Genomic DNA, 26,998 nt, shown 5'->3' with positions numbered 1-26,998 from the left:
CCGCATGTTCGCGGTTCAGGCGAAAGCGCTGGTCAAAACCTACGGGTCAACACGGGCGCTCGACGGGGTCGATCTGTCGATCCCGAAGGGCGAGGTGCTGGGCCTGCTCGGGCCGAACGGTGCCGGCAAGACGACGACGGTCCGCATCCTGACCACGCTGCTTCGCCCGGATTCGGGCGAGGCGGAGGTGGCCGGGCACGACGTGCTGGCCCACCCCGACGCAGTCCGGCGGTCGATCGGGTTGTCCGGGCAGTACGCCGCCGTGGACGAGAACCTCACGGGGTTCGAGAACCTGTACATGGTCGGCAGGCTGTACGGGAACAAGAAGGCCGCGGCGAAGTCCCGGGCGCGTGAGCTGCTCGCCCGGTTCCGGCTGGAGGACGCGGCGGACCGCCCCGCCAAGACGTACTCCGGCGGTATGCGGCGACGGCTCGACCTCGCGGGGGCGCTGGTCGCCGAGCCGACCGTGGTGATCCTCGACGAACCGACCACCGGGCTCGACCCGCGCGGCCGGATCGACACCTGGGAGGTCATCAAGGAGCTCGTCGCCGACGGCACCACGGTGCTGCTGACCACGCAGTACCTGGAGGAGGCCGATCAGCTCGCCGACTCGATCGTGGTGATCGACAAGGGGAAGGTCATCGCGCGCGGCACGGCCGACGAACTCAAGCAGGAGATCGGCGGCGAGCGGCTGGAGCTCGTCGTGGCGAACGCGAGCGACCTCGCCATGACCACCCAGGTGCTGGCCGAGGTCGGCTCGGGCACGCCGTCGGTCGACGAACACACCCGTAAGGTCGACGTCCTGGTCGAGGGCGGGCCGAAGGCGTTGATCGAGGCGCTGCGGCGGCTGGACGGTCACGGCGTCGCGGTCCAGGACGTCGCGCTGCACCGGCCGACGCTCGACGACGTCTTCCTTTCGCTCACAGGACACGCCACGGACGAGGGGGAGAAGACGGAAGAGGGGGTGGGGAACCAGTGAGCGCGGTCGCGAAGGCCTTTTCCGACGGTGGCGTGATCACCTGGCGGAACCTGAAGAACGTCCAGCGCAACCCGGACTGGCTGATGGCGGCCACCCTGCAGCCGATCATGTTCGTGCTGCTGTTCGCGTACGTCTTCGGCGACGCGATCGGCGGGGAAGCGGGCGGGCTCGCGTATCGCGAGTTCCTGATCGCGGGCATCTTCGCGCAGACGGTCGCGTTCAACTCGGCGTTCACGGTGATCGGCTTCGCGAACGACCTGCAGAAGGGCATCATCGACAGGTTCCGTTCGCTGCCGATCTCCCGCCTCGCGGTGATCTTCGGCCGGACGACGTCCGACCTGGTGATCAGCGTAGTCGCGTTGGTCGTCATGTCGCTGTGCGGGCTGCTCGTCGGCTGGCGGATCCGCGGCAGCTTCCTCGACGCGGTGCTCGGCTACCTGGTGATGCTGATGTTCGCCTGGGCGCTGTCCTGGGTCGGCGCGTGGATCGGGCTCGTCGCGCGCAGCGTCGAGGTGGCGCAGAGCGCCGGGCTGATGTGGATGTTCCCGCTGAGCTTCATCTCCACGGCGTTCGTCCCGGCGGACAAGCTGCCGGGCGTGCTGAAGGCGATCGCCGACTGGAACCCGTTCACCGCGGTGATCAACTCGGCGCGTGACCTGTTCGGGAACCGCTTCGGCGCGGCACCGACGGGCTGGCCTGCCGAGCACGCTTCGCTGTACGCGATCCTGTGCTGCGTCGCCATCATCGCGATCTTCGCACCGCTCGCGACGGCCCAGTACAAGAAGGTCGCGAGCCGCTAGGAAAACTTCTGCTCAGAAATGTCGAACCGCCGTCGAGCCGCTCGACGCGCTGGTGAAGGCGGGGTAGAAACAGCCCGCCAAGACAATGAGGAGCAACGATGCGGTTTCTGATGATGCACCGGTTGGACGAGAGCGCCCCGGAGGCCTGGAACCCCAGCAAGGAGTTCATCGACCGGATGGGCGCCTTCATCCAGGACTCGTTCGAGAAGGGCATCCTGATCACGGCGGAGGGCGTGCACCCGTCGGAGAAGGGCGCGAAGGTCCGCAAGGTGCGTGGCGGCAAGATCACCGCGACCGACGGCCCGTTCACCGAGGCCAAGGAGGTCATCGGCGGGTTCGCGCTGATCAACGCCAAGGACCTGGCCGAGGCCGTCTCGTTCGCCGAGTCCTACGCCGCGTTGTTCGACGAGATCGAAGTCGAGGTGCGGACGGTCGTCGAGGAAGAGGACATCGCCGCCTTCACCTCATGACCCACGCGTTTAGTCCTCTGGATGCGCCTTTACGCATCCAGAGGACTAAACGCGGGTCGTCACTTCGTGATGGCCTTCTCGGCCTTCTTCGCCAGCTTCTCGGCGCGCTTCTCCGTCTTCGACGCGGCGCGGCGGGCACGCCAGCCGAGCGACGGCTTGCCGGCGGTGTCGGCGGCGGCCAGCAGCAGGCCACCGGCGAGGCCGGCGTTCTTGATGAACTGGATCTGCTGCTGCTGACGCTCGGCCGGTTCCTTGATCTCCCAGAACCGGTGCGCGGCCAGCGTCGTCGGGACAAGGCTGCCGAGCAGCAGCAACGAGGCCAGGCGCGGTGCCTTGCCCGCGGCGAGCGCGACCCCCGCACCGACCTTCACCGCGGCGTCGATCCGGACGAGGGTGGCGGGGTCGCGCGGCACCGACTCCGGCACCACGCCCTCCAGTTTGTCGAAGGACTCGGTGAGGAACGGCTCCGCGGCTTTGGCGTGCCCCTCGGTGTCCCTCAGCGCGCCGATCCCGCCGGAGATGAAGATCGCGGCGAGGAGCGGACGTGCGACGCGACGGAGAATCACGGTCGTAACCTTTCTGATCCGGACCCGGGAAACAAACCTAACCCCAGTCTTCCCGCCCGCCGCGTCGCCGAACCGCGCTAACGGTGTATCGCAAAATATTTCTCTGGCGCTAGACGGGGCTAGATTCCGCTAGCGGGCTCGATACGCCTTGGGCAGCTTGAACCCGCGGTCGGCCGCGACCTCCCGCAGCCGGTCCGGGTAGTCGGTGATGATGCCGTCGACGCCGTCGTCGATCAGTTTGTGCATGGTGGCCGGATCGTTGATCGTCCAGGGCACGACCTTGATCCCCGCTCGATGCGCCTCACTGACCAGCGCCTTCGTCGTGAACGGCCGGTAGTCGGGGTCGCCGACCTTGCCACCCTGCGGGTTGCCGTGCACCGGCGAGAGCGCGCTCGCGCCGAACGACTTCGCCGCGCGGACGGGGCTGCCGCCGAAGTCGTCGATGTCGATCCCGCCGAGCCACGGCGACTTGCCCGGCTGACCGGCCTGCAGGAACTCGGGCTGGGTCAGCGCGACCGTCGGGAGCCAGGGCGCGACCTCGCGGAACCGCATCAACGCGCCCCAGTCGAAGCTCTGGATCGAGACGTTGTGCGCGAACCCGCCGCGCACGATCTCGCGCACCGCCCGCTGGACGAACTGCTCACGCGGCGCCGTCTCGTGCGGTGCGGCGGCCTCGACCTTGGTCTCGATGTTGAACTTGATGCCCCAGGCGCGGTGGTCCCTTGCCAGCTGGAACAGCTCGGAGAGCGTCGGCATCTTGGCGCCGGGGGAGAGCGTCTGGCCGGGATGGGCGGGCTGCCGGAGCGAACCGCAGTCCAGCGTGCGGACCTGCGCGAACGTCAGATCCTTCACGTATTTGCCGACGTACGGGTACGCCGGGTCGCCGGGGGTCGCGGGCGCGGTGTCGCGGCACTTCGCGGGTGTCGTCTTGCGGTCGTGGGTGATCACCTCGCGGCCGTCCTTGGTGATCTGGATGTCGAGTTCGAGGGTGGTCACCCCCAGCTCCATAGCCTTGCCGAAGGACGCGAGCGTGCTCTCGACCGTGAGGCCGAGCCCGCCGCGGTGAGCCTGGATGTCGAAGGCGCGACGCGGATGCGCGTCGGCGATCCCGGCCGTCGTCAAGGTCAGCGCAGTGGCGATGACCAGCGCGAATGTCTTCATTCGTGAACCATGCCACGGTCGGGTGAACTTCGATTGACTTTGACGCAACGTCAACCTCTACCTTCATGGACATGCCGAACGAGAAGGAGTGGTCGATCCAGGACATCGCCCGCTCGGCCGGGACCACGAGCCGCACGCTGCGCCACTACGGCGACATCGGGCTGCTCGAACCGAGCCGGGTGGGGAGCAACGGATACCGCTACTACGACCAGGACGCGCTGGTGCGGCTGCAACGGATCCTGCTGCTTCGCGAACTCGGGCTGAGCCTGCCCGCGATCGGCGAAGTCCTCGAAGGGGAGCAGGACACAACGGCGGCGCTGCGCTCGCACCTGAAGTGGCTGGAGCAGGAGCGACAGCGGCTCGGACGGCAGATCGAATCGGTCAGGACGACCTTGAGGAAGACAGAAAGAGGTGAACAACTGATGGCAACGGAAGTGTTCGACGGCTTCGACCACACGAAGTACGAAAAGGAGGTCACCGAACGCTGGGGCGCCGACGCCTACAAGCAGGGCGACCGGTGGTGGAAGTCGCTGAGCGCCGAGGACAAGAAGGCGCACCAGCAGGAACAGAAGGACATCGCCGCCGCTTTCGGTGAGGCCCGCGCCAAGGGGCTGCCCGCCGACGGTGACGAGGCCCAGGCGATCACGCAGCGCCTGTACGAGTGGCTTCGGCCGGCCGTGCGAGCCGTGTCGAAGGGCTACTTCGCCGGACTCGGGCAGCTATACGTCGACGACCCGCGCTACGGGCAGTACGACGAGAAGCACGGCGAGGGCACCGCGGAGTACATCCGTGACGCGATGGCGGTCTACGCCGAGCGCAACCTGCGCGACTAAGAACGAGGGACGGGGCTGCAGACCCGTCCACTCGGAGTAACCCGTCGCGACACGCCTATCCCTCTATGGCGGAATATCGGGTCCACGCTAGAAACGCCGATAGCGTGTGAGAGTGGATCCCATCCGCAACCCCTTCGCCCCGGGCGCCGGTCAACGGCCGCCCGAGCTGGCAGGTCGCGTCCGCGAGCTCCAGGCCTTCGAGGTCGTGCTCGAACGGGTCGCGCGGGGAAGACCCGAACGCAGCCTGATGCTGACCGGCCTGCGTGGCGTGGGGAAGACCGTGCTGCTGGGCGAGCTGCGCTCGCGGGCCATCAAGCACGGCTGGGGCGCGGGCAAGATCGAGGCCCGCCCGGACACCGAACTCCGGCGGCCACTGTCGGCCGCGCTGCACCGCGCGATCCGCGACCTCGCCGTGCGCCATCGCGCGCCGGACCGGGTCGAGCAGGTGCTCGGCGTGCTCAAGGCGTTCGCGCTGCGCGCCAACAAACCGGACGCGAAGCTCCGTGACCGCTGGCAACCGGGTATCGACGTGCCCGCCGCGCAGGGCCGCGCAGATTCGGGCGACATCGAGATCGACCTGGTCGAGCTGTTCACCGAAGTCGCGGAGCTGGCTGCCGACGTCGGCACCGGGGTCGCGCTGCTGATCGACGAGATCCAGGACCTGCTGCCGGAGGATGTTTCCGCGCTCTGCGCGGCCTGCCACGAACTCTCGCAGTCCGGGGCGCCGCTGGTCGTGGTCGGCGCGGGGCTGCCGCACGTGCCCGCCGTCCTTTCGGCGTCGAAGTCGTACTCGGAACGCCTCTTCCGTTACGCGCGCATCGACAGGCTGGAGCGCGAAGACGCCGACCTCGCGGTGATGGCACCCATCGAACGCGAGGACGCGGGCATCGAGCCGGAGGCGCTGGACGCCTTGTTCGACGCGTCGGGCGGATATCCGTACTTCATCCAGGCCTACGGCAAGGCCGCCTGGGATGCCGCGCCGGCGGATCCCATCACCGTGAAGGACGTCCAGGTCGCGGCGCCGGAGGCCGAATCGGAGCTCGCGGTCGGCTTCTTCGGCTCCCGCTACGAGCGCGCGACGCCGGCCGAGCGCGAGTACCTGCTCGCGATGGCCGAGCTGACCCAGGGCCGGGACGAGTCCGCCGGTACCGCCGATGTGGCCGTCTACCTGGGACGGAAGCCTTCGTCACTGTCTCCGGCGCGGGACAGCCTGATGAAGAAGGGCCTGGTGTACTCCGCCGAACGCGGGCACATCGCCTTCACCGTGCCGCACTTCGGCCACTACCTACTCGGCCGGGACTAAGCCTCTCTCCAGCTTTATTGTCTCAGCGCTAGAAAGCGGTAGAGACTCCTACCGCCACTTCATCGCACCTTCTTCAGCCGTATAGGAAAAAAGCTAGATAACTGCGGCGTTACCAAGAAGTGACCGGCGCCATCAAATCTCTCCGGTTTTACGCTCCTGTTGCCGATGATTCATCGGCAGGTGTGCCAAGTCACCGGATAATCGTTGGCATCCTTGTGAAAAAGGGTGCATACTAGAAGCACAGCCACGAAGACGCAAGATCTACTCCCAAGGGGATGACAAAACCGATGAACAACATCGCCGCCAAGCTCCGTGCCCGTCGCGCCGAGGCTCGTACTCGCCGGGCCCTGAACCGGGCGATCGACACCGCGGCCACCGCGACCGTTCGTCAGGAGCTCATCGCTATCTCCCAGGCGCGTCACACGCACATGCGCTGACCCGACAACAACCGTTGTAGGTGTCGCCCATTCGAGTGACCTACGACACATAGTGCGTGAGGTGTAACGCCTCGGAACGCGGCGTCGATACCCACTACGACCCCGTGATGCTGGCGGACCCCCGACCTGGCAGCATCACGGGGTTTCCATATGTCCACCCCCGAAAGATTTCTTGCCTTCACCGCTTCGCGGAGTAACACTTGACCCAGTCAACGAATCTGTTGAGGTGGTCAAATGAATCGATCCGCGGACCGGGTGGCGACCGTCCGGGCCTTCAACCGCCTATACACCGGCGTGATCGGCGTCCTCGACGAAGGACCGGCCGACGCCGAGTACTCCCTGAGCGAAGCCAGGGTCATCTTCGAACTCGCGCAGCAGGATTCGACCCAGGTCACCGACCTGCGCAAACGTCTCGACCTCGACGCCGGATACGCGAGCAGGCTGCTCGCGAGACTCGAAGGGCGCGGTCTCCTCACCCGCGAACGCAGTGACGAGGACGCCCGCCGTCAGATCGTCCGGCTGACCGAGGACGGTCGCAAGGCCTTCGCCGTCCTCGACCAACGGTCGGTGGGCAGGATCGGCTCGCTGCTCGGCAAGTTCGGTGAAGACGAGCAGGAGCGGCTGCTCGGCGCCATGGACACGATCACCTCGCTGGTCGGCGAGCGCGCCTCGAGTCCCGCGCTGGTCCTGCGCCCGCCCCGTCCGGGCGACTTCGGCTGGGTCGTTCATCGCCACGGTGCCCTCTACTCCCGCGAGTACGGCTGGGACGAACGCTTCGAAGCACTCGTCGCCCGTGTCGTCGCCGAGTACGTCGACCGGCGCGGGGACCCGCGCCAAGCGGGCTGGATCGCCGAACTCGACGGCGAGCGCGTCGGCAGCATCTTCTGCATGCCCGCCGAAGACGGCACCACCGCGAAACTGCGGATGCTGCTCCTGGAACCGGCCGCGCGGGGACGGGGCGTAGGGAAACGCCTGGTCGCCGAATGCGTCGAGTTCGCGAGGGCATCCGGCTACACGGCGATGGAGCTCTGGACGGTCTCGCTGCTGGACGCGGCACGGGCGATCTATCGGAAGGCCGGCTTCCAGCTGGTGAGCGAAGAGACGATCACGGGCTTCGGTTACGAGTTGACCGGGCAGACATGGCGGCTGGAGCTGTGAGGTGTTCGTCGTCTGCTTCCCCACCTGCGATCGCCGGTCCGTGGTCGGGGTCAGTTCGATCGATTTTGTCGACGACCTGGCACCGGGCATGATCTCCGTTTCCGGTCGCTGCCCGGATGGCCACTACGCCGTCCTCCTGACCGGGAAGGCCTTCGCGGCCCACGAACCCTGTGTACGCGAAGTCCGGCAGGTGGTGAAACGCAGGCGGCGCCGGACCAGGCTGGGCGCCTGGTTCGCGCGGCAGCGGGAACTGCACGACCGGCTGTTCCGGTACTGATGTCGATTTGCCGCGGGCTCGTTCGTCTAGGGACCATCGATTCCCAGGGAGGACACCATGCCCCACTACATCGGATTCATCCGTTCCACGACGGACTCGCACGACCACCTCGGCCCCGATGAGGCGCAACGCGTGCTCGAGAGCTATCTGGCCTGGGCGGACGAACGCACCAAGGAGGGCCGCTTCGTCGGTGGCGGCGGGCTGTCGAGGAGCGGCCGGGTGCTGCGCGCTTCGGGCGGCGAGGTCGGCGCGACCGACGGGCCGCACACCGAAGCCACCGAGATCGTCGGCGGCTATCAGGTGATCGAGGCCGCGGACCTCGATCAGGCGGAGAAGATCTTCGCGACGCATCCGCATCTGGCGTTCGGGCCGATCGAGGTGCGCAAGGTCGGCGAACGCGGTTGCGAGGACTGATGCCGAAGTTCGTGGGTCTGATGACCTTCCCGCAGAATTCCGAGCCCGCCGGTGAAGGCCCGGCCGAGAACGGTATCGAGCGGTACTTCGCCTGGCAGGAGGAGTTGCGATCGTCCGGCAAGCTGGTCGCGGCCGCCGGGCCGGCCCCGGAATCGCGGGTGGTGCGCGGCGGGACGATCACCGACGGACCGTTCACCGAAGCGAGTGAGATCGTCGCCGGCTATCTCGTGGTCGAAGCCGCTGATCTCGACGAAGCGGCGAAGCTGTTCGAGACGCATCCGATCGCGGTGGACGGTGCCGGGATGTTCTTGGTCAGCGAGATCGCGCTCGAGCTCGACACTCCACGTGAAGAACACCTGAGCCGCTTCGGGCTTTCATGAGCCGCCCGGCCGGCGTGGTGGAGCATCTGTTCCGGCACAGTGCCGGGCGGATCGTCGCCACGCTGGCCAGGGCGCTCGGCCCCGAACGGCTGGACCTGGCCGAGGAGGCCGTCGCCGATGCGCTGGAACAGGCGCTGCGCACCTGGCCGCAGTGCGGGGTGCCGGACAACCCGCAGGGCTGGTTGTTCCGCGCCGCACGGAACCGGGCGATGGACGTCGTCCGGCGCGAGCAGACGTTGCGCGCCCTGCTGCCCCGGCTCGTGGAGCTCGACGGTCACGCAACCGGCCGTCGGGCGGATGACGAACTCGTGTTGATGCTGCTGTGCTGCCATCCCGCGCTGCCGACGGTCTCGCAGGTGGCGCTGACGTTGAAGACCGTCGGCGGGCTCGGCGTGAACGAGATCGCGGCGGCCCTGCTGACGAAACCGGCGACGGTGGCGCAGCGGCTCGTGCGGGCGAAGAAGTGGTTGCGGGAGTCGGGGAAGCCGCTCTCCCTGCCGGGGCCGGACGCGCTTGAGTCCAGAGTGGACAGTGTGCTGGCCGTGCTCTACCTGCTCTTCAACGAAGGTTACGACGCGACGACCGGCGAGGTCGCGGTGCGCGGCGAGCTGTGCGGGGAGGCGATCCGGCTGGGGCGGCTGCTGCTGGCCGAGCCGAAGACGGATCTGCCGAGGGTGCGGGCGCTGGTCGCGCTGATGCTGTTGCAGGGAAGCAGGCTGCCCGCGCGCGTCGACCGGGAGGGTGACCTGCTGCTGCTCGACGAGCAGGACCGGGACCGCTGGGACCACGCCATGATCGCCGAGGGGACGCGGCTCTTCGAGCGGGCGTGCACCGGGCCGGAGATGTCGGCGTACCACGTCGAGGCGGCGATCGCGCTGTGCCACAGCACGGCTTCGCCGCCGGACTGGCGCCGGATCGTCGGCCTGTACGACGATCTGCTGGCGCTGCGGCCGTCACCGGTGGCCCGGCTGAACCGCGCGATCGCGCTTTCGATGGTGGATGGCGCCGTCGCCGGGATCGCCGAACTCGAAGCCATCGAGGCCGACCTGCCGGACTACACCCTGCTGCCCGCCGTCCTCGGCGCCCTGTGGCTGCGGGCCGGCGACCCGGCGCGAGCCGCGGAGCACTACCGGCGAGCGCTCGCGCTGCCCTGCTCGGAACCGCAACGCCGCTTCCTCACCCGACGCCTGACGGCCTGCGCGACAGCTCTCTGACCAGCGCCTTTTCTTGCTCCGCGCGTACCCCAACCCCCACCACTCCCAGGGGGGCGCGCCCCGCACCAGCGTATCGGGAGGGGGTGTCGCGGGGCGGGGTCCGGAGGGATTCGGGGGCGAGTTGTCCACAACGGCGGGGTGGGTGTGGACAACTCGGTGCAGGGGGCGCGGGCAGCGGTGGACGTGTTGCGAAAGCGGAGGCAGCGACGTCGAAGACATCCGCAGTTCACGCGGGCAGGGTTTTCTGGAGGAGTGAACTGGACGGCGTACGTCGACGGCTACTGCGAACGCCTCGCCCCCGGCCTCTGGGGCGAGCCGCTCAACAGCCTCAGCAATCTCGCGTTCCTGATCGCGGCGATCGCCGTCTGGCGGCAACCGAAAGGCCGCGTGTTCGGCGTCCTCATCGGACTGGTGTTCCTCGGCAGCACGGCCTTCCACCTGCTCGCCACCCGCTGGTCCGCTGCCGCGGACACCGGCTTCATCCTGGTGTTCGTCCTGCACTACGCCGCCGTGTTCCCGCACGTGTTCTTCGGCGTCCGCCGCGGGCTGTCCTGGCTCGGTATCCCCGTGTTCCTCGCCTTCACCGCCGTCGTCGCGTCGCTGAGCGGCGGGCTGTACCTCTCGGCGTTGATCGGGCTCGTGGTCTTCGCGGTCGTCCTCCGGGGTGAAGACCGGCGCAGATTCGCCGTAGCCGCCGGTGTCTTCGGGGTGTCCCTTTCGTTCCGCACGGCCGACCACACGGTCTGCGGGAACTTCCCCGCCGGAACGCACTTCCTGTGGCACCTGCTGAACGGCCTCGTCCTCTACCTGGCCTCGACCGCGGCCATGAAAAAGGCCGCGCCCCGGCAGGACGCGGCCCCTTCTCACAGCTGACTCAGTGGACGCCGATTTCGCGGAGATCCTTGTCGTGCTCGTCGGCGTGGTAGTCCTCGGCCTCGGTGTCGTCCGTGCCGTTGAAGACCTTCAGCCGCCGCGCGATCACCGTGAAGATCACCGCGATCAGCAGGTTCGCGATCAACGCCACGAAACCGACGTAGATCTGCACCGGCGAACCGCTGAACGGGTGCCAGCCGAAGATCGACAGATCGCCGAGCTTCAGCGCCGAGCCACCGAAGTGCGCCTTACCGGTCGCCGGGTTGGGGATGTTGTAGAGCATGATCAGGCCCCAGCCGATGCCGACGACCCAGCCGGCGATCAGGCCCCAGCGGTGGAACCACCGCGTGTAGAGCGAGATCGCGACCGCGGGCAGCGTCTGCAGGATCAGCACACCGCCGATGAGCTGCAGGTCGATCGAGAACTGCGGGTCGATGAACAGGATGAACGCCACCGCGCCGAACTTCACGATCAGCGAAGCGAGCTTGGCCTGCTTCGCTTCCTCGCCCGGCGTCGCGTTCTTCTTGATGTACTCCTTGTAGATGTTGCGGGTCCACAGGTTGGCCGCCGCGATCGACATGATCGCCGCGGGCACCAGCGCGCCGATGCCGATCGCGGCGAACGCGATCCCGGCGAACCACGACGAGAACTGCGTGTCGAACAGCACCGGGACGACGGTGTTCGTGTCGGGCTTGCCGGTCGCGTTGTTGGTGATCGGCGAGACCGACGCGCTGATCGCGACGTAGCCGAGCAGCGCCAGCAGGCCCAGGACCAGCGAGTACGCCGGGAGCGCGACCATGTTCCGCTTGATCACGCTGCGGCCGCGCGAGGCGAGCACGCTGGTGAGCGAGTGCGGGTACAGGAACAGCGCGAGCGCCGAACCGAGCGCCAGCGTGGCGTACTGCAACTGGTTGTTGGCGTTGAGCAGGATGCCGTCCGCCTGCGACGGCGTCTTGTCGAACTTCGCGTCGGCCGCGTCGAAGATCGCCGACCAGCCGCCGAGCTTCGAGGGCAGGTAGATGATCGCCACGATGATCACGAGGTAGATCAGGATGTCCTTGACGAACGCGATCAGCGCGGGCGCGCGAAGACCCGACTGGTAGGTGTAGACCGCCAGGATGATGAAGGCGACCAGCAGCGGCAGGTGACCGACGATGCCGGAGCCGTTGATGCCCATGGTCCGCAGCACCGCTTCGAGCCCGACGAGCTGCAGCGCGATGTACGGCATCGTCGCGATGATGCCGGTGATCGCGATCAGCAGCGCCAGCGTCGGCGAACCGAACCGGCCGCGGACGAAGTCTGCTGGCGTGACGTAGCCGCGGACGCGCGAGACCGACCACATGCGCAGCGCCGGCATCAACACGATCGGGTAGACGATGATCGTGTACGGCAGCGCGAACAGGCCCATCGCGCCGGCGCTGAACATCAGCGCGGGGACGGCGACGAACGTGTACGCCGTGTAGAGGTCACCGCCGAGCAGGAACCAGGTGATCCACGAGCCGAATTTGCGGCCGCCGAGACCCCATTCGTCCAGGTGGTCGAGGGTGTTGCCGGCCTTCCAGCGCGACGCGACGAAGCCGAGCACGGTGACCACCGCGAAGAGGATCGTGAAGATGATCAGCTCTGGCCATTGGATGTTGGTCACTTGACGTCCCCCTCGTCGAGCTCGTCCACGGACAGCCGATCGGGACGCTCACTGGTCGGCTTGTCCTTGGTCATCACGTAGACGATCCAGGTGCACACGACACCGACCACCACGAACACGAATTGGAACCAGTAGAAGAACGGCATCCCGAACAGCCGGGGACCGTCCGAATTGAACAAGGACGTGATCAGCACCAGCAACGGGATGATCAACAGGAGGTTCCAGGGGCTGAACTGAAAGCCCCTCACCTTCCCGTCTGCCTTACCTGACGCCATCGGACCTCACCTAACGTTCCCGTACCCCCGGATGGTCCCGATGACCCTAGAACCTCTCCCCCGCCCGGGTCACGCGTGCCCGATATCGATTTGATCAGCGACGCCCCATACGACGAAGGGCGGTTGCCGTCGGAGTCCCCGCCGGATATCAATAGCCGCAAGTCGCGAACAGGAACTTCGCACGCAAGATCAAAGGGGCATCGGATGAAGAAACTCCGCTATGCGGTGGTGATCCCGGCTGTCGCCGGCACCATGCTGGCCGGGTTCACGCCTGCGTTCGCAGGGCCGGAGGCTGCCGGGCAGCAGCCGCTGAACTCCACCAACATTCCGGCGAAGTACGCGGACCAGAAGCTGGACTGGCACAAGTGCACCGCCAGTGAGCTGCCGTCCGCGCCGCCTCCGGGGGCCGAGAACATCGAGTGTGCGACCTACCGCGCGCCGCGTAACTGGTACAAGACGAACGAGAACATCGACCTGACGATCGCCGTCAGCCGCCTCGCCGCCACCAGCGGCAAGGCGACGGCCAGCGTCATCACGAACCCGGGTGGCCCCGGCGCTCCGGGCCGTAACTTCCCGGCCCGTCTGCGTAACCAGACGAAGCTGCGCGTGAACCAGGAGATCATCGGTCTCGACCCGCGCGGCACCGGCAAGAGCACGAACATCACCTGCGGCAACGCGATCGGCACCGGCTCGGACCTCGACCCGCGCGACCGCAGCCGGGCGAACCTCAACCTGATCCTGGACGCCACCAAGTACGCGGCGGACTCCTGCCAGGTGAAGTCCGGCGAACTCGGCCCGCTCATCAACACCGCGCAGACCATCCGCGACATCGACCTGCTGCGGGTCCTGCTGGGCCGCGACAAGATCAACTGGGTCGGCTACTCGGCGGGCACCTGGATGGGCGCGCACTACGCGCAGCAGTTCCCCACCCGGACCGGGCGCTTCCTGCTCGACTCCGCGACCGAGTTCACCACCACCTGGCAGAACTCGTTCGACTGGCAGCCGCTCGGCTTCGAGCGCCGCTGGCGCCAGGACTTCCTGCCGTGGATCGGCAAGTACGACAAGGTCTACGGCTTCGGCAAGACCGGTGAAGCCGCGCGCCAGACCTACGAGAAGGTCCGCTTCGCGCTGACGCAGAACCCGGTCGAGGTGGACGGCGTCCCGGTGTCGGCCAACGCCCTCGACTCGACCATCGCGTCGTACCTTTACAACAAGCGCAACTTCACGGCACTCGCCGACTACTTGGTCAATCTGAAGACGCTGACCGAGGGCACCTCGACGCAGCAGCAGAAGGCCACGGCCGCGCAGAAGGTCAAGGCGGAGACGGTGGACGGTGACGGCGTCATCGGCCCGCAGCCGCTGTTCGTCCCGACCGACGGCGACTCCTACAACGCCAGCTTCTGGACCATCCCCTGCAACGAGGGCAAGTGGACCGGCAACCGGCAAAGCGTCATCCGTCAGTCGCAGAAGCTGATCGACCGCGATCTGCCGCTGCTCGGCGCCGGCTGGCTGATCCAGCCGTGCATCTTCTGGAAGAACAAGCCGGTCGACCTGCCGAAGCTCGACGGCCGCGGTGTCCCGCCGGTGCTGATCGTCCAGTCGGTGAACGACCCGGCGACCCCGCTCGAGGGCGCGACCCGTGCGCACCGCGCGTTCGCCGGCTCGCGGATGATCACCGTGACCGGTGAGGGTGACCACGGTATCTACGCCGGCGGCAACGCGGGTGTGGACAAGGTCGTGGAGGACTACCTCGTCGACGGCAAGGTGCCGAACGACCAGAGCCTCCCCGGACTCCCACTTCCGGTGCCCGCGGGCGCCTGAAGCCACTAGGGATTGTGGCCCCGTCGAGTTTCGGCTCGGCGGGGCCCTTTTCTTGGGGTTGTCCACGACCTGTGCACAGAGTTGTCCACAGGCTGGGGGTAACTCGGTGGGGACAACCCGGTCGCCTGGACGGAACTCGCGTGATCGGAGCCGTAACTCGCGTGACTGAAGGCGGATCTCGCGTGCGCCTGGCCGTACCGGTATTAGTATTGGCGCCATGGTGCGAGTGCCGTTGACGGACGAGGAACGCGAACGCGGCGAGCGGCTGGGGCTGGCGCTCCGGGACGCGCGCGCGGCGTCGTCGCGGAGCATGGTCGAGGTCGCGGCCGAGGCCGGGATCTCGGTCGAGACGCTCCGGAAGATCGAGACCGGGCGGATCCCGACGCCCGCCTTCTTCACGGTGATGGCGATCGCGGACGCCGTCGGGCTGCCGCTGGACGTGCTGCGAGCGGCAGCCGAGCACGGCACCTCACAGGTCGCGGAAGCGAGTTAGGGGCGCAGGGCGGCCAGGGCATGTGCCCGGTCGTTCAGGTAGAGGAAGCCGTCGATCGGCAGGTCGAAGCTGTTCAGCAGGCTTTCCAGCGTGGCGTATTCGTCCACGCCCAGCCGCAGGTTCTCGTTCATCGCGTGCGCGACGAGGACGTCGGCCAGTTCTTCCCACTCACCCGACCAGTGCAAGGTGCGGTAGAACGCCAGGACGTCCGGCGCGATCCGGCCGGAGATCTGGTCGAGCAGGCTGTCGCCGAAGAAGCTGATCCGGCCGGCGGCCAGGTCGGCGACGGTCGGGTTCGCCGGGTCGGCGGCGGTGTCGGGATTGCGGACCACACCGGGGCCTGCCACCGGATAACCCGTCTTGACGTTGCCGTTGTCCTCCACCAGCACGATCAGGTGCACGCCGTAGCGCTCGCCGGCGCAGCGCCAGCGGCCGTTGTGCAGTCTGACGCGGGGCTCGCTCGGATCGTTCGCGACGTCCTTGATGACCGCGATGATCTGCTCGTCGGTCCAGCCCGCGGGGAACTCGCTGGTCGCCCGCCGCCCCTTTCCCGGTGCGTGCCCGCCGCCCACTCGTGCTCCTTTCGTCGCATCGAGGGTAACTCGCGTTCGGAGTATTCGAATGATCCGAACGCGGGAACGGGTGACCTCAGGCGATCACGCTGAGCAAGACGGCACCGACGACGAGCACATCGACTCCCCGCAGGGCCTGGAATCCGGCCGCTCCGCCGCTGACGTCGTAGTTCATCGGCGGCCGGGTCGCCGTCCGCGACGCGGCGACGACGGCGAGCGGGATCGCCAGCCACACCGGCCAGTCTGGGACCGCTCCGAGCGTCAGCGTCACCAGGCCGGCCAGGAGCCCCCAGGCGAGGCCGAGCAGCGCGACCACCAGGCCGTTGACCAGCCGCAACTCCCAGTCGGACGCGCCGAGCCAGCGCCTGCGGCCGGGGTTGCGCCACAGTTCGCCGAGCCCGCCGACGAACGGCACGAGCGCCGCGTACGCGCCGAGCGCGAACAGCGGCGCGACCGGGATGGCCGGAAAGGCCAGGTGCGCGACGCCGACCAGGCACGCGATCACCACACTGGCCGCCGCGTAGCGCATCCGGCCGAGCACCCCGGCCCACGCGAGCCGCAGCGTCGTCGGCCTCCGCAGCGACAACCACGGCACCGGCTTCGATTCCGGGATCAGCAGCATGGGATCCATGAAGACCGCGGCCATCGCCCGCAGGAGTCGCGCGTTCCAGCCGTCGACGAGTTCCTGACGCCCGGCCCCGGACATCGGCTCGCCACCGAAGGCCACCGCGACCGCCACCACGAACAACGCGCCCGCCAGCACCTCGACGGCGATCGGGCCCCACCCCGCGACGGCGACCGCCAGGCCGGCCATGGCGAGCACGACCGGCGCGAGCGTCTCCCCGCGGATCGCCGTCCGCCGCGCGGTGACCGCCGCCAGGATCGCCCCGGACGCGGTCAGCGCCGACATCGCGATCCACACGTCCCTCGAGCCGCCGCCGATCGCGGTGACCAGTGCCCCGGTGTAGCCGACCACCAGGACCAGCGCGAACCAGAGCGTCCACATCCGCTTGACGACGACACGGCGCCGGTCGACGCGGGCGAAGTCCATCCATGTCAGCGCCGCCGGCTCGGCCCAGACGAAGCCGCGGCGCAGCAGGCCGCGCCAGAACATCGCGCACAGCACGATCAGCAGCCCGAACACCGCCGGGAAGTCCACAACGGACTGTCCAAAAAGGAAATCCCGGAGCTTCGGCAGGTTCTGGAAGGCGGTGAACAGCGCGCCGAAACCGAACAGTGCCAAGAAGGTCTGGTAGTCGCCGTTGAACAGGCCGCCGAATCGCTGTCGTCCGGGGACGTGCGTGGGCGCTTTCGTGGTCACCACAACTCAAGCGTGGAGTCGGCCGCTTCGAGCAGCGGGGGATGGTGCGTGGCCACGACGACGGCCGCCCCGGCCTCGGTCGACCGCTTGATCAACGACGTCAGCCACTCCTTCCCGGCGGCATCGAGCGCCCGCTCGGGCTCGTCGAGCAGCAGGACGTCGTGCGGCCGCGCCGTCGCACCGAGGAGCAGCAGACGACGGCGTTGCCCGGCCGAGAACTTGCCCGCCGTGACCTTCGCGCGTTCCGATAGGCCCGCGTCCGCCAGGAGCGCGTCGAAATCGCCGAGGTCGGCGCCGAACGAGCCCTCCAGCAGTTCGAGATGCTGGAGCGGGGTCAGCTCGGCGAAGAAATCGGAATCGTCGAACAGCACGGAAACCTTGCGGCGGAAGGAAACATCGCGTTCGTCGGGCTTACCGCCCGCGACGACGACGCGGCCCCGCTGCGGGGTCTGCGTTCCGTACAGGCACCGCAGCAAGGTCGATTTCCCGACCCCGTTGGGGCCGACGATGACGGCACATTCGCCCGCCTCGACCTCGAAATCGAGTCCGTCGAACAACCAGTGCTCCCCAGCCTGGACGCCGAGCCCGCGTACGTCGATCATTGGCCGCGCAACGACTCGATCACCGGTGCGAGCGCGTCCATGTTGTGCTCCAGCACGGTGAAATAGGTGAAACCGAATCGCTCGCGGTGGGCAAGGATCTGTTCGGCGATCTGCTCGTGGGTGCCGACGAGAGCCGTCGGAAGTTCGGCGAGCTGGTCGACGGTGAGGTTGCCTTCGAGCAGCTCTCGCAGGCTCTCCAAACCCTTTCGCCGGTCTTCGACCACGGCGACGAAATGCGAGAGGATATTGAATTCGGCAGCGCGGCCGTTCAGTTTTCCGCGGACGAAGTTCACTCGCTCTTCGATTCCGGCGGCGTCGTCGACGGCGAGCGCGCCGCCGTCGGGAACGGCCGCCGTGCCGGTGAATCCGATGATGTCGGCGTGTTCGGCGGCGAGGGTGAGCAGCCTGTCGCCGCGTCCGGCGATCATCAGCGGCGGACCCGGCTTCTGCACCGTCGGCGGTTTGTGGTTTACGTCGGCATAGAGACGCTTGAGCTCTTTGATGGTGTTTTCGAGATGGTCGACGCGTTTTCCGGCGCGGGGGAACTCCATACCCGCCGCTTCGAATTCGGCTTTCACGTAACCGGCCCCCAGGCCGAGCTCCAGCCTGCCCTCGGTGAACTGGTCCGTGCCGGTGACGTCGCGGGCCAGCAGCACCGGGTTGTAGAAGGCGGTGTTGATGACGAAGGTGTTGAGCCGAGGGCGGCTCGTCACCTCGGCGGCGAGCACGAGGGCCGGGAACGGCGGTGCCATGCCGAGATGGTCGGCCGTGCCGATCACGTCGAATCCGAGGTCCTCGGCCTTGCGGCACTTCTCGACCCACGCCGCACGGGTCTCCGGGACGACCATGTTGACGCCGAATTTGACCATGCGGCCACGGTACCGAGAGCGAAAGAAGAAGGCCTCATCCCCGGGAATGACTCCGGGGATGAGGCCCGCTCCGACGTTCGGACGATCAGCCGAGACGCTGCTTGAGCGCCTCCAGCTCGTCACGCAGCGACGACGGGACCTTGTCGCCGATCTTCTCGAACCACTCCTCGATGAGCGGCAGTTCCTGGCGCCACTCTTCGGCGGAGACGTCGAGCGCGGCCTGGATGTCGGCCAGCGGCTCCTTGAGGCCGTCGGTGTCGAGGTCCTCGGCGTTCGGAACGAAACCGACCGGGGTCTCCTTCGCGTTGCCCTTGCCCTCGACGCGGTCGATGACCCACTTCAGGATCCGCGAGTTCTCGCCGAAGCCCGGCCACAGGAAGCGGCCGTCGTCGCCACGGCGGAACCAGTTGACGTAGAAGATCTTCGGCAGCTTGTCCGCGTCTGCGTTCTTGCCGAGGTCCAGCCAGTGCTTGAAGTAGTCACCGGCGTGGTAGCCGAGGAACGGCAGCATGGCCATCGGGTCGCGGCGCACGTTTCCGACCGCTCCGGCGGCGGCCGCGGTGGTCTCCGACGACATGGTGGCGCCCATGAACACGCCGTGCTGCCAGTCGCGGGCCTCGTTCACCAGCGGGACCGTGGTCTTGCGGCGGCCGCCGAACAGGATCGCCGAGATCGGCACACCCTGCGGGTCGTCCCACTCGGGCGCGAGGATCGGGCACTGCGACATCGGCGTGCAGTAGCGCGAGTTCGGGTGCGCGGCCTTCTCTTCCGACTCCGGCGTCCAGTCCTGCTTCTTCCAGGAGGTGGCGTGCGCGGGCTTCTCGCCCATGCCCTCCCACCAGACGTCGCCGTCGTCGGTGAGCGCGACGTTCGTGTAGACCGTGTTGCCCTTTTCGATGGTGCGCATCGCGTTGGGGTTGGTGTGCCAGTCGGTGCCCGGCGCGACGCCGAAGAAGCCGAACTCGGGGTTCACCGCGTACAGGCGGCCGTCCTCGCCGAACCGCATCCACGCGATGTCGTCACCGAGGGTCTCGGCGCGCCAGCCGGGGATGGTCGGCTGCAGCATGGCGAGGTTGGTCTTGCCGCAGGCGCTCGGGAACGCCGCCGCGACGTAGTGGACCTTGTCCTCGGGCGAGATCAGCTTGAGGATCAGCATGTGCTCGGCCAGCCAGCCCTCGTCGCGGGCGATGACCGAGCCGATGCGCAGCGAGTAGCACTTCTTGCCCAGCAGCGAGTTGCCGCCGTAGCCGGAGCCGTAGCTCCAGATCTCACGGGTCTCGGGGAAGTGCGAGATGTACTTGGTGGTGTTGCACGGCCACGAGACGTCCTCCTGGCCCGGCTCCAGCGGCGCGCCGACGGAGTGCAGGGCGGGGACGAACTCGCGCTCGGTGCCGTCCTCGGTGACGAACTTGTCCAGCGCGGCCTTGCCGGCGCGGGTCATCACGCGCATGGAGGCGACGACATAGGCGAAGTCGGTGATCTCGATGCCGAGCTTGGGGTCCTCGGCTCCGAGGGGGCCCATGCAGAAGGGGATCACGTACATCGTGCGACCGCGCATGCATCCGCGGTACAGCTCGGTCATCGTGGCCTTCATCTCGGCCGGGTCCATCCAGTTGTTGGTGGGACCGGCGTCCTCTTCGTTCTGCGAACAGATGAAGGTGCGCTCTTCGACGCGGGCGACGTCATTCGGGTCGGAAGCGGCCCAGTACGAGTTGGGCTTCGCGTCGAGCTGCACGAACGTGCCGGCCGAGACCAGCTCGGCGTTGATCCGCGCGGCCTCTTCGTCGGACCCGTCGACCCACACCACGCGGTCCGGAGTGGTCAGTTCGGCGACCTCCCGGACCCAGGACAGCACGCCACTGTGCGTCGTCGGCGCATTTTCCAGTCCAGGGATGGCGACTGCGGTCATCTCTACTCCTGACTTCCGACGGCAGAAGCCCACATCGGGAACGACGCTGTTCCGATGCGGGCTTCGATGCCGGCGACCGAATGGCTTCGCACACCGGCGGGAAAGCCGGTGTGCGGGTTTTGGGATTCCCCGAGAGTAGCCGGATGACCGGCAGGTAACCGAGAGCTGACCTGTCGGTTCTCTCACAAGAACGATAAGGGAATCGATTCAGTATCACCGGAATGGGCCATACGCAGAAATTCTTCCGGTGATCGACGGCACAAGCGCGAGGCGCGCGAAGGACGAATCGGACATGAGAAAGCCCGGTACGAGGTGCCGTACCGGGCTGTTCTGTGACCAGGATTACAGGAATTGCCGCTTCAAATTGGCCTGAACCATTCTTGTATTGGTCCAGGCCATTTCCGGAATCAGTTGGGGCTGATCCACTGGCCGGTGGCGGAATCGATCTTCGCCACACCTTCGAGTGTTTCGGTGCCCGCGCCACCCCAGGCCGCGTCGCCCGCCGGGTCGCCTTCGGTCGCCGGGACGGTCGCGAAAGCCGCGCCGATGTCGTTGTTGACCACGCCGCTGCCGACCTCGGTCCACTGGCCGGGCCCGGTGTGCTCGTAGGTCTTGGAGTTGCCGGAGGCGTCGGTCTCGACCGCGATGTCGGCGCTGCCGTCGCCGTCCTTGTCGGTGAAGGCGATCGTGCGGCCGTCCTCCGTCTGGACGACGGCGGTGTCGGGGGTTCCGTCACCGTCGGTGTCGATGGTCGGCGGGCCGACCTCGACGTCGCCGCTGGGCATGTCGGCGTGCATGGTGCCGCTGGTGCCCGCGTCGGAACCGTCGTCGTTGCCGCCGCCACCCGCTTCGACCCAGGAGCCGGAGGCCTCGTCGTAGACGGCCTCCTGGACGACCTTGCCGTTCTCGTCGAGCACCGCGTACTGGTCGGCTTCGCCGTCGCCGTCGGTGTCGACGAACGCCTGGCCGGTGCCGTCCTCGTGCTGGATGACCGCGGCGTCGTTGACGCCGTCCTTGTCGAGGTCGTAGTTGAGCTCGGCCTGGTACTCCTCGCCGTCAACGTGGACAGTGACCGCCTCCGTGGAGCCAGTCTCGGTGTCCGTGCCGCCGCTCTCGTCGACCCACATGGGATAACCCCCTCGTTGACCTGCTGGTGTGTCGAAGCTTATGACTCACCGTAGGCCGGTTCGGTTCCGGTCCACAACAGGACCACCCGCCTGAACCGTCCGGAGCGGGTCACTTCGACAGATGGTCGATCGCCGGAGCGATCACCACGCCGATAAGGAGGACCACCCCGACGATGAGGATCACCACCGCCACGATGGCGCGGAGCACCCGCAGGATCAGCTTCTTGCGGCCCTGAGGGTCACGGGCCATTTCGCTCAGCCGCCGCAGCTTCGCGGGTTGCGGGGGAAAGGTCACGCTTGATTGTCGCGCAGTGACCGAATGCGACCGAGCAGGGCCTCAGCGCGGTCTCGGCCGTCCGAGACGTCCTTCAGGCGCTTCGCCACCACTGAGATCTTCTTCGCCCGCTCCTGCGCGCCCATCTTGATCGTCTTGTCGACTTCCTTCAGCTCCGCCTCGATCGCGTCGATGCGGCGGCCGAGGGCTTCGTCGAGCGCCATCGACAGCTGCTGTTCGGCCTCGATCAGCTGCTCCGCGACGAGCTGGTCCAGCGTGGACCGCGCGTCGGCGATCGCCTCGACCAGCCATTGCTTCATATGCTGCTTGTCCGACGCGTGTTTGCGGGTCCGCGCCATCCACCAGCCGGCGCCGAGGCCGATGATGATCGTGGCGGGCAGGATCACCGGGTTCAGGATCGCGACCCCCGCCAGCGGCAGCGCGGCGACCTTGCCCGCGCCGAGGCCACCGGAAACCCCCATGAAGATGAGCAGTTTGTCCTCGGCGGTCGGCGGTTTCTTGTCCGGCGGGCGCAGCACGACCGGCGGGCCGCCCGCCCTGGCGAACTGGCCGCGGATGATTTCGAGCTCTTCGGGCGAGAACAGCTCCGAAAGCGCGACGTTGGTGACCTGGTTGAGCCGCTGCGAGAGCAGCATCGAGATCCGCTGCGACGTCGTCTGCAACGCGATGTCGACCTGCTGGGGCAGCGCGGCGAGGGCGTCCCGTTTCGCGCCGTCGATCAGCTGCCGGAAATGCGTCGACGCGTCGCGCATCTGCCTGCTGGTCTCGTGCCCGACCTCGACGCGGGTCCGCTGGATCTCCGCGCGCAGTTTCAGTTGCCAGCCCCGCGTCGAAGACCGGCGTTCGGTGGTCAGGTCGTCACGACGCTGGCGCAGCTGTTCGGCTTCGGCCTCACCGGCGGACAGCGCGCGGCTTTCCGCCTGAAGCTTCGCCTTGAGCTCGCCGAGCGCGCTCGACAGCGCGCGCAGGGTGTTGGCCTCGCCCAGCATCGCCGAGCGGCCGACCAGCATCTCCTGCAACGCGCCCTGCAACGCGGCGATCCCGGCCTTCTCGCGCAGCATCGTGGCCATCTGCTCGTTCGGGGCCTTGGCCGCCGTCTCGAACATGCGCGCGGAAACCGGGTGGAACACCGCGTCGGCGAACCGGGGGGCGTGCTCGGCGAGCAGCCGCCGGTCGGCTTCGAGGACCTCGCGCCAGCCGCGGAACTGGTCGGTCTTGGTCAGCGCGAACAGCACGGTCTCGACGCGTTCGCCCATGTCGTGCAGGAATTGCAGCTCCTGAGAGGTGAACGGCGAAGAGGCGTCCACGACGAACAGCAGCGCGGTGGCGCCGGCGGCGGCCTCCTTCGCGAGTTCACCGTGCATCGAGTCGAGCCCGCCGACCCCGGGAGTATCCACAATGGACACTCGTTCGAGCAGCGGGACCGGGCCGGAGACCTCGACGTAACGCGGCGGGATCTGCCCTTCCGGCAGTTCGTGCGCGGCCGAAACCCAGTGGATCAGATCGTTGAGGTTGATCGGCACCGGCGCCAGCTGGCCCGGATAGCAGGCCTGCGCGGACCACTGCTCGGCGTGCTCGAAGACGAGATACGTCGCGGTGGCGACGTCGGCGTCCACAGGAGACAGTCCCGGCATGGACAGGAGGGCGTTCACGAGCGAGCTCTTGCCGCGGTTGGTCTCGCCGACCACCACGACCGACGGCTTCTTCGGCCGCGCCTTCCGGATGTCCTCGACCCACTTCGCGGCCTGAGGATCGGCTTCGCGGACGACAGTGAGCAGTTGTTCGCGCGTGCTCTTCACGACCGCCGGAAGATTCGCCGCAGCGCTCGGAGCGGTCACAGGGCCTTCTTCGCGTAGACGATGACGATCGGCGCGCGCAGGACCCGCTCGTGATCGGCGAAACCGACCACCTCGGTCTCCGCGACGAGCCCTTCGAGCGCCGGATCCTCGGTCGCGACCGCGCCGCCCGCCTCGTGCACGGCGGGATCGAACCGCTCACCGTCCGGGCGCAGGGCACGGACGCCGATCCCGGCGAGACCGTGTTCGAGCCGCTCGACGACGCCGCCGCTGCGGGCGCGATCGAGGGCGTACAGGCACAGCTGGATCAGCGCCTGCCTGTCGGCGAGAGCCTGTTCGAGGTCGGCCGGACCCGTGGTCGTGGACTCCACATCGGTCTTCGACGCGGCTTCGACGGCCTCGGTTCCCTCGGTCGGCGAAGTCTCGCCGACCGCTTCGGCGATGATCGCCGCCGAGATCTGACCGGTCGGCACGTCGTCCGGATTCACGTCTTCGACCGCCTTCTTGCGCAGCCAGGCACCCACCCGAATCGACCCCCGTAACTGGTGTCCCGGGCCTACCGATCAGCCCGGGGAGATTTCACCAGTGTCGGGCACGTGCCCGCCAGCCGGGGGCGGAATCGGCAGAACGGGACGGAGGAATCTGGCGATCAGCTCCTTCATCACCGCGAGTTCCGCCGCCGGATCGAGGTCCGGCTCCAGAATCACGCGGGAAAGCGGGGCGTCGACCAAGGCGACGAGCCAGCTGGCCACCGTCTTCGGATCGAAACCGGGATCGATCCGGCCCGCGTCCACCGCCCGCGTCACCAGGCCGACGAGACCGTCGCGCAGTGCGCGGTCGTTGCCCTGGATGAGCCTGGCCAGATCGGCGTCGCGGGAACACTGCGCCGCGACCTCGAGGACGAGCTTGGCGATGACAGGGTGCAGAAGCTGTTCCGATACGTGGGTGATGACCTGGAGGATGGCTTCCCCCGGATCCTCGATCTGTTCGGCGGCCGCGAGCAGGGCCGCGGTCTCGTCGGCGTCCTGCTCGAAGATGCCGACGAACACCGCGCGCTTGTTCGGGAAGTAGTGGAAGAGGCTGCCGGTGCTGATCCCCGCGGCGCGGCAGATCTCCGCCGTCGTCGTCTTCTCGAAGCCCTTCATCGCGAAGCAGCCCGCGGCGGCGTCGAGGATGGCTCGGCGTTTCGCCTCGTGCTTGGCCGGGTCGACCGTCCTCATTTCACCGCCGGCGGCTCGTCAAGCCACGGGTAACCGTGGTCGAGGAAGGCCTTGGCGACGGCCTTGCGGTCGACGTCGCCCTTCTGCCGCACCAGTTCCCGGCCGTCGGCGGCGAGCAGGACCAGCTCCTTGCCGTCGAGGAAGACGGCTTCCAGCTGTGCTTCGTACGCGCGGCTGCGGCCCTTGGTGGTCAGCGTGATGCGGGTCGGCGTCACCTTGACGATCAGCCGCTCGTGCGCCCAGACCGCGGCGAAGAACAGGCCGAGGGCCAGGCCGACGCCGATCCCGGTGACCATGCCCCATGGCCGCGGCATGTCCGAGACGAGCTGGAAGGGGCCCTTGAACGGGACCCAGCTCAGGGACGCCACCCAACCCGAAATCGACTGGAGGAACCAGCCCAGCGCGGCGCCCGCCAGCGGACAGCCGACCCAAGAGGCCGTGCGCAGCCACTGGGGCTCGTCGACGATCGTTTCCATGCGCCCATTATTAGACCGAGCGCTCGGTTTATCAATCCGCGCATTTAGTCGCCTACTTGCCTGGAGGCCTTCCGGCGCCTGACCGCGGTCGGGGCAAGTAGTCGACTAAATGCGCGGATCGCGGGAGGTCAGTCGCGGATCTGCTGCCAGATGAGGAAGTACGCCCGGTGCACGACGTGCGCGACGCGGCTCTGGGCGGGCGTCGCGCCGAAGGACGCGAAGGAGCGCCACCAGCCGGCACGCTCCAGAGCGTGGGCCGCCAGCTCGGCGCGCGGAGCACCCGGCTTGCCGAGCTGGGCGCCGATGTCGGCGTTGCTGCCGACCCGCAGGACCTCCTCGGACAGATCCTCGGGCATGTCGACGGCGCCGGACGCGACCAGCGTGAGCGCTTCGAGCAGCCGCAGCTGGTGTGCCTCGGGCTTGGCGAGCAGGACCTCGATCGCGTCGTGGACGCGCTGCCGTTCGGCCGGGTCGCCGGACGCGTGGGCCAGCGCGGTGACCGAAGCCAGCGCGGCGGCCGCCTTGATGCCGTCGGCGCGGGCGGCGAAGACGATGCTCAGCCGCTGGCGGACCGCTTCGAGACCGGAGGCGTCGAGCAGCTTCCGGCGAAGCGAGCCCGCGGTGATCTCGGGTTCCTTGCGGATCGCCTCGACGGCGTACCGCACGCCGAACAGGTCCAGCTTCTCCAGCAGCCGCAGCCGGGTGCCCGCCGCGACGTCGCATTCCCAGCTGGTGAAGATATCCGCCGAGATCAGCATGGTCTCGAGGATGTCGTCGTCCATCTCGGCCAGCTGGCGCAGTGCTTCGGCATCGGGCGAGGTGAACCCGCCGGACTCGGCAGACTCCGCGATCAGCCCGATCACCGGCAACACGTCCGCGACGCGGGGCTTCAGCGTCGCGGCCTGCTTCTCCGAGAGCAGCGTCGCGGCCTTCCACACGTCGCCGCCCGAGCCTTCGACCGACTCGGGCGCGATGGTGTCCGCCTTGTTGAGCACCGCGATCGCGTTGACCGGGCCCGCCTCGCGGCTCGCGGTCGCGGCGGTGAACGCGGCGAGCGCCTGCTGGTCGTCGGCTCGCACGCCCTGGGTGACCACGTAGAGCACGGCCTCGGCGCCCGCGACGGCGTTGCGCGAGGTGTCGTCCAGCTCGTCGGAGCCTTCTTCCTCCTCGTCACCCTCGTCGGGCTTACGGTGCTTCGCCGCGCCCAGCAGCTCCTCGGTCCGCGACACCGAAGCGGCGTCGAGCGAGCCGAGGCCCGGGGTGTCGATGACGGTCATGCCCTGCAGGACCGCGTTGGTGAGGTACGCCTCGATATGCGAGACCTTGTCGATGTCGATGCCCAGCTCGGCCGGGATCATCCCGTCGGCGGAGAAGGGCAGCACCTGTTTGCGGCCGTCGGTGAAGACGATCTCGACCCGATCGACCGTGCCGTACTGGAACCTGGTCACCAGCCGGGTGCACTCGCCGACGTCGGTCGGCGCGACCCGGCGCCCGATCAGGGCGTTGACCAGGGTGGACTTCCCCGATTTGATCCGGCCCGCGACGGCGACCTGCAGCGGGCCGCCCAAGCGCCGCAGCACCTCGGCGAAACCGGCCGCGGTCCGCGCGGACACCTGGGGCTGGAGGCGGTGGCAGAGGTTCGCCACCGACATCGACAGCGGGCCGGCGAGACGGCCCTGCTCCGTCGCTGAGGTCACGGTGCCCACCCCTCC

The 26,998-nt window shown here is 68.0% G+C and carries 30 protein-coding genes; 14 read left to right on the top strand and 16 right to left on the bottom strand.

The genetic code is table 11. From position 1 onward, the window contains the following. Positions 1 to 4: 4 nt before the first annotated feature. From AC069I_RS06950 to AC069I_RS06940, 3 genes are all read left to right on the top strand, one after another. Positions 5 to 979 carry an ATP-binding cassette domain-containing protein gene (locus tag AC069I_RS06950; protein WP_478230992.1) on the top strand — a complete coding sequence of 325 codons (975 nt, stop codon included), beginning with the start codon at positions 5 to 7 and terminating at the stop codon, positions 977 to 979. After that, positions 976 to 1,779 carry an ABC transporter permease gene (locus AC069I_RS06945; protein ID WP_037307367.1) on the top strand — a complete coding sequence of 268 codons (804 nt, stop codon included), beginning with the start codon at positions 976 to 978 and terminating at the stop codon, positions 1,777 to 1,779. Before AC069I_RS06950 ends, AC069I_RS06945 begins: the two co-directional genes overlap by 4 nt. A gap of 98 nt (positions 1,780 to 1,877) precedes the next feature. Next, positions 1,878 to 2,249 carry a YciI family protein gene (locus tag AC069I_RS06940; RefSeq protein ID WP_478224021.1) on the top strand — a complete coding sequence of 124 codons (372 nt, stop codon included), beginning with the start codon at positions 1,878 to 1,880 and terminating at the stop codon, positions 2,247 to 2,249. 59 nt (positions 2,250 to 2,308) lie between these two features. Here the strand turns inward: AC069I_RS06940 and AC069I_RS06935 are convergent, their stop codons facing one another. Both AC069I_RS06935 and AC069I_RS06930 read right to left on the bottom strand, forming a co-directional pair. After that, on the bottom strand, positions 2,309 to 2,815 hold the full coding sequence (locus tag AC069I_RS06935) for a DoxX family membrane protein (RefSeq protein WP_465430966.1): 507 nt from the start codon (positions 2,813 to 2,815) through the stop codon (positions 2,309 to 2,311). Between the two features lie 129 nt (positions 2,816 to 2,944). Then, positions 2,945 to 3,976, bottom strand: coding sequence for a glycerophosphodiester phosphodiesterase family protein (locus tag AC069I_RS06930; protein ID WP_478264983.1), 1,032 nt, complete (start codon positions 3,974 to 3,976; stop codon positions 2,945 to 2,947). A gap of 65 nt (positions 3,977 to 4,041) precedes the next feature. On the opposite strand from AC069I_RS06930, the gene AC069I_RS06925 reads away from it, so the two are divergent. The 9 genes from AC069I_RS06925 to AC069I_RS06885 all read left to right on the top strand — a co-directional run bounded on the left by AC069I_RS06925 (position 4,042) and on the right by AC069I_RS06885 (position 10,865). Beyond that, positions 4,042 to 4,809: a MerR family transcriptional regulator gene (locus AC069I_RS06925; protein WP_478264982.1), complete on the top strand. Its 768-nt coding sequence runs from the start codon at positions 4,042 to 4,044 to the stop codon at positions 4,807 to 4,809. A 112-nt stretch (positions 4,810 to 4,921) separates the two neighbouring features. Beyond that, a complete protein-coding gene (locus AC069I_RS06920; protein ID WP_007032375.1) occupies positions 4,922 to 6,112 on the top strand; it encodes an ATP-binding protein in 1,191 nt (396 codons plus the stop codon). A gap of 275 nt (positions 6,113 to 6,387) precedes the next feature. Beyond that, positions 6,388 to 6,549, top strand: a complete 162-nt coding sequence (locus AC069I_RS06915) for a hypothetical protein (protein ID WP_172843476.1) — start codon at positions 6,388 to 6,390, stop codon at positions 6,547 to 6,549. A 234-nt stretch (positions 6,550 to 6,783) separates the two neighbouring features. Beyond that, entirely contained in the window at positions 6,784 to 7,707 is a 924-nt protein-coding gene (locus AC069I_RS06910; RefSeq protein ID WP_478264981.1) for a bifunctional helix-turn-helix transcriptional regulator/GNAT family N-acetyltransferase, read from the top strand. Between the two features lies 1 nt (position 7,708). Next, positions 7,709 to 7,984, top strand: coding sequence for a hypothetical protein (locus AC069I_RS06905; RefSeq protein WP_478264980.1), 276 nt, complete (start codon positions 7,709 to 7,711; stop codon positions 7,982 to 7,984). 57 nt (positions 7,985 to 8,041) lie between these two features. After that, a complete protein-coding gene (locus AC069I_RS06900; protein ID WP_478224016.1) occupies positions 8,042 to 8,398 on the top strand; it encodes a YciI family protein in 357 nt (118 codons plus the stop codon). After that, the gene (locus tag AC069I_RS06895) at positions 8,398 to 8,778 is read left to right on the top strand and encodes a YciI family protein (RefSeq protein ID WP_478264979.1); all 381 of its coding nucleotides are present in this window, start codon (positions 8,398 to 8,400) and stop codon (positions 8,776 to 8,778) included. The genes AC069I_RS06900 and AC069I_RS06895 overlap by 1 nt, the downstream gene beginning before the upstream one ends. Beyond that, the gene (locus AC069I_RS06890; protein ID WP_478264978.1) at positions 8,775 to 9,992 is read left to right on the top strand and encodes an RNA polymerase sigma factor; all 1,218 of its coding nucleotides are present in this window, start codon (positions 8,775 to 8,777) and stop codon (positions 9,990 to 9,992) included. The genes AC069I_RS06895 and AC069I_RS06890 overlap by 4 nt, the downstream gene beginning before the upstream one ends. A 252-nt stretch (positions 9,993 to 10,244) precedes the next feature. Next, a complete protein-coding gene (locus AC069I_RS06885; RefSeq protein WP_478264977.1) occupies positions 10,245 to 10,865 on the top strand; it encodes a hypothetical protein in 621 nt (206 codons plus the stop codon). A 1-nt stretch (position 10,866) separates the two neighbouring features. Here AC069I_RS06885 and mctP read toward each other — a convergent pair whose 3' ends face one another. Beyond that, complete coding sequence (gene mctP / locus AC069I_RS06880; RefSeq protein WP_478264976.1) at positions 10,867 to 12,510, bottom strand: monocarboxylate uptake permease MctP; 1,644 nt, start codon at positions 12,508 to 12,510, stop codon at positions 10,867 to 10,869. Then, on the bottom strand, positions 12,507 to 12,785 hold the full coding sequence (locus AC069I_RS06875) for a DUF3311 domain-containing protein (RefSeq protein WP_340687210.1): 279 nt from the start codon (positions 12,783 to 12,785) through the stop codon (positions 12,507 to 12,509). The genes mctP and AC069I_RS06875 overlap by 4 nt, the downstream gene beginning before the upstream one ends. A gap of 204 nt (positions 12,786 to 12,989) precedes the next feature. Here AC069I_RS06875 and AC069I_RS06870 point away from each other — a divergent pair, with 204 nt between their 5' ends. Both AC069I_RS06870 and AC069I_RS06865 read left to right on the top strand, forming a co-directional pair. Then, positions 12,990 to 14,606, top strand: coding sequence for an alpha/beta hydrolase (locus tag AC069I_RS06870; protein WP_478224011.1), 1,617 nt, complete (start codon positions 12,990 to 12,992; stop codon positions 14,604 to 14,606). A 217-nt stretch (positions 14,607 to 14,823) separates the two neighbouring features. Continuing rightward, on the top strand, positions 14,824 to 15,099 hold the full coding sequence (locus AC069I_RS06865) for a helix-turn-helix domain-containing protein (protein WP_340687212.1): 276 nt from the start codon (positions 14,824 to 14,826) through the stop codon (positions 15,097 to 15,099). Here the strand turns inward: AC069I_RS06865 and AC069I_RS06860 are convergent. The 12 genes from AC069I_RS06860 to AC069I_RS06805 all read right to left on the bottom strand — a co-directional run bounded on the left by AC069I_RS06860 (position 15,096) and on the right by AC069I_RS06805 (position 26,938). Continuing rightward, positions 15,096 to 15,671, bottom strand: coding sequence for an EndoU domain-containing protein (locus tag AC069I_RS06860; RefSeq protein ID WP_478264975.1), 576 nt, complete (start codon positions 15,669 to 15,671; stop codon positions 15,096 to 15,098). The genes AC069I_RS06865 and AC069I_RS06860 overlap by 4 nt on opposite strands. A gap of 76 nt (positions 15,672 to 15,747) precedes the next feature. Further along, the gene (locus AC069I_RS06855; protein ID WP_478264974.1) at positions 15,748 to 16,995 is read right to left on the bottom strand and encodes a DUF6297 family protein; all 1,248 of its coding nucleotides are present in this window, start codon (positions 16,993 to 16,995) and stop codon (positions 15,748 to 15,750) included. Continuing rightward, a complete protein-coding gene (locus AC069I_RS06850) occupies positions 16,989 to 17,594 on the bottom strand; it encodes an ABC transporter ATP-binding protein (RefSeq protein ID WP_478264973.1) in 606 nt (201 codons plus the stop codon). The genes AC069I_RS06855 and AC069I_RS06850 overlap by 7 nt, the downstream gene beginning before the upstream one ends. After that, complete coding sequence (locus AC069I_RS06845; RefSeq protein ID WP_478264972.1) at positions 17,591 to 18,463, bottom strand: LLM class F420-dependent oxidoreductase; 873 nt, start codon at positions 18,461 to 18,463, stop codon at positions 17,591 to 17,593. The genes AC069I_RS06850 and AC069I_RS06845 overlap by 4 nt, the downstream gene beginning before the upstream one ends. 85 nt (positions 18,464 to 18,548) lie before the next feature. Next, positions 18,549 to 20,372 (bottom strand): phosphoenolpyruvate carboxykinase (GTP), encoded by a 1,824-nt coding sequence (locus tag AC069I_RS06840; protein WP_478230997.1) that lies wholly within the window; start codon positions 20,370 to 20,372, stop codon positions 18,549 to 18,551. 407 nt (positions 20,373 to 20,779) lie between these two features. Beyond that, positions 20,780 to 21,499 carry a DUF6802 family protein gene (locus AC069I_RS06835; RefSeq protein ID WP_478224005.1) on the bottom strand — a complete coding sequence of 240 codons (720 nt, stop codon included), beginning with the start codon at positions 21,497 to 21,499 and terminating at the stop codon, positions 20,780 to 20,782. Between the two features lie 109 nt (positions 21,500 to 21,608). Further along, entirely contained in the window at positions 21,609 to 21,794 is a 186-nt protein-coding gene (locus tag AC069I_RS06830; protein WP_478224004.1) for a hypothetical protein, read from the bottom strand. Further along, positions 21,791 to 23,632 carry a dynamin family protein gene (locus tag AC069I_RS06825; protein ID WP_478230999.1) on the bottom strand — a complete coding sequence of 614 codons (1,842 nt, stop codon included), beginning with the start codon at positions 23,630 to 23,632 and terminating at the stop codon, positions 21,791 to 21,793. The genes AC069I_RS06830 and AC069I_RS06825 overlap by 4 nt, the downstream gene beginning before the upstream one ends. Continuing rightward, complete coding sequence (gene grpE, locus AC069I_RS06820; protein ID WP_478224002.1) at positions 23,629 to 24,114, bottom strand: nucleotide exchange factor GrpE; 486 nt, start codon at positions 24,112 to 24,114, stop codon at positions 23,629 to 23,631. The genes AC069I_RS06825 and grpE overlap by 4 nt, the downstream gene beginning before the upstream one ends. Before the next feature lie 39 nt (positions 24,115 to 24,153). Further along, positions 24,154 to 24,810 carry a TetR/AcrR family transcriptional regulator gene (locus tag AC069I_RS06815; protein WP_478224001.1) on the bottom strand — a complete coding sequence of 219 codons (657 nt, stop codon included), beginning with the start codon at positions 24,808 to 24,810 and terminating at the stop codon, positions 24,154 to 24,156. Further along, entirely contained in the window at positions 24,807 to 25,286 is a 480-nt protein-coding gene (locus AC069I_RS06810; RefSeq protein WP_478224000.1) for a YqeB family protein, read from the bottom strand. The genes AC069I_RS06815 and AC069I_RS06810 overlap by 4 nt, the downstream gene beginning before the upstream one ends. A gap of 128 nt (positions 25,287 to 25,414) precedes the next feature. Next, on the bottom strand, positions 25,415 to 26,938 hold the full coding sequence (locus AC069I_RS06805; RefSeq protein ID WP_478224451.1) for a dynamin family protein: 1,524 nt from the start codon (positions 26,936 to 26,938) through the stop codon (positions 25,415 to 25,417). Positions 26,939 to 26,998: the final 60 nt, after the last annotated feature.

The sequence above is a fragment of the Amycolatopsis sp. NPDC043885 genome, assembly GCF_056435685.1.
The sequence above is the reverse complement of the archived record's forward strand: the minus strand, read 5'-3'. Positions and strand labels throughout refer to the sequence as shown.

Excerpts from the sequence above, each read along its gene's own strand:
- AC069I_RS06840 (WP_478230997.1), bottom strand. The coding sequence starts at position 20,372 with ATGACCGCAGTCGCCATCCCTGGACTGGAAAATGCGCCGACGACGCAC.
- AC069I_RS06950 (WP_478230992.1), top strand. The coding sequence starts at position 5 with ATGTTCGCGGTTCAGGCGAAAGCGCTGGTCAAAACCTACGGGTCAACA.
- AC069I_RS06940 (WP_478224021.1), top strand. The coding sequence starts at position 1,878 with ATGCGGTTTCTGATGATGCACCGGTTGGACGAGAGCGCCCCGGAGGCC.
- AC069I_RS06805 (WP_478224451.1), bottom strand. The coding sequence starts at position 26,938 with ATGTCGGTGGCGAACCTCTGCCACCGCCTCCAGCCCCAGGTGTCCGCG.
- AC069I_RS06925 (WP_478264982.1), top strand. The coding sequence starts at position 4,042 with ATGGACATGCCGAACGAGAAGGAGTGGTCGATCCAGGACATCGCCCGC.
- AC069I_RS06865 (WP_340687212.1), top strand. The coding sequence starts at position 14,824 with ATGGTGCGAGTGCCGTTGACGGACGAGGAACGCGAACGCGGCGAGCGG.
- AC069I_RS06900 (WP_478224016.1), top strand. The coding sequence starts at position 8,042 with ATGCCCCACTACATCGGATTCATCCGTTCCACGACGGACTCGCACGAC.
- AC069I_RS06875 (WP_340687210.1), bottom strand. The coding sequence starts at position 12,785 with ATGGCGTCAGGTAAGGCAGACGGGAAGGTGAGGGGCTTTCAGTTCAGC.
- AC069I_RS06810 (WP_478224000.1), bottom strand. The coding sequence starts at position 25,286 with ATGGAAACGATCGTCGACGAGCCCCAGTGGCTGCGCACGGCCTCTTGG.
- AC069I_RS06835 (WP_478224005.1), bottom strand. The coding sequence starts at position 21,499 with ATGTGGGTCGACGAGAGCGGCGGCACGGACACCGAGACTGGCTCCACG.
- AC069I_RS06895 (WP_478264979.1), top strand. The coding sequence starts at position 8,398 with ATGCCGAAGTTCGTGGGTCTGATGACCTTCCCGCAGAATTCCGAGCCC.
- AC069I_RS06930 (WP_478264983.1), bottom strand. The coding sequence starts at position 3,976 with ATGAAGACATTCGCGCTGGTCATCGCCACTGCGCTGACCTTGACGACG.
- AC069I_RS06870 (WP_478224011.1), top strand. The coding sequence starts at position 12,990 with ATGAAGAAACTCCGCTATGCGGTGGTGATCCCGGCTGTCGCCGGCACC.
- AC069I_RS06845 (WP_478264972.1), bottom strand. The coding sequence starts at position 18,463 with ATGGTCAAATTCGGCGTCAACATGGTCGTCCCGGAGACCCGTGCGGCG.
- AC069I_RS06815 (WP_478224001.1), bottom strand. The coding sequence starts at position 24,810 with ATGAGGACGGTCGACCCGGCCAAGCACGAGGCGAAACGCCGAGCCATC.
- AC069I_RS06910 (WP_478264981.1), top strand. The coding sequence starts at position 6,784 with ATGAATCGATCCGCGGACCGGGTGGCGACCGTCCGGGCCTTCAACCGC.
- AC069I_RS06850 (WP_478264973.1), bottom strand. The coding sequence starts at position 17,594 with ATGATCGACGTACGCGGGCTCGGCGTCCAGGCTGGGGAGCACTGGTTG.
- AC069I_RS06890 (WP_478264978.1), top strand. The coding sequence starts at position 8,775 with ATGAGCCGCCCGGCCGGCGTGGTGGAGCATCTGTTCCGGCACAGTGCC.
- AC069I_RS06915 (WP_172843476.1), top strand. The coding sequence starts at position 6,388 with ATGACAAAACCGATGAACAACATCGCCGCCAAGCTCCGTGCCCGTCGC.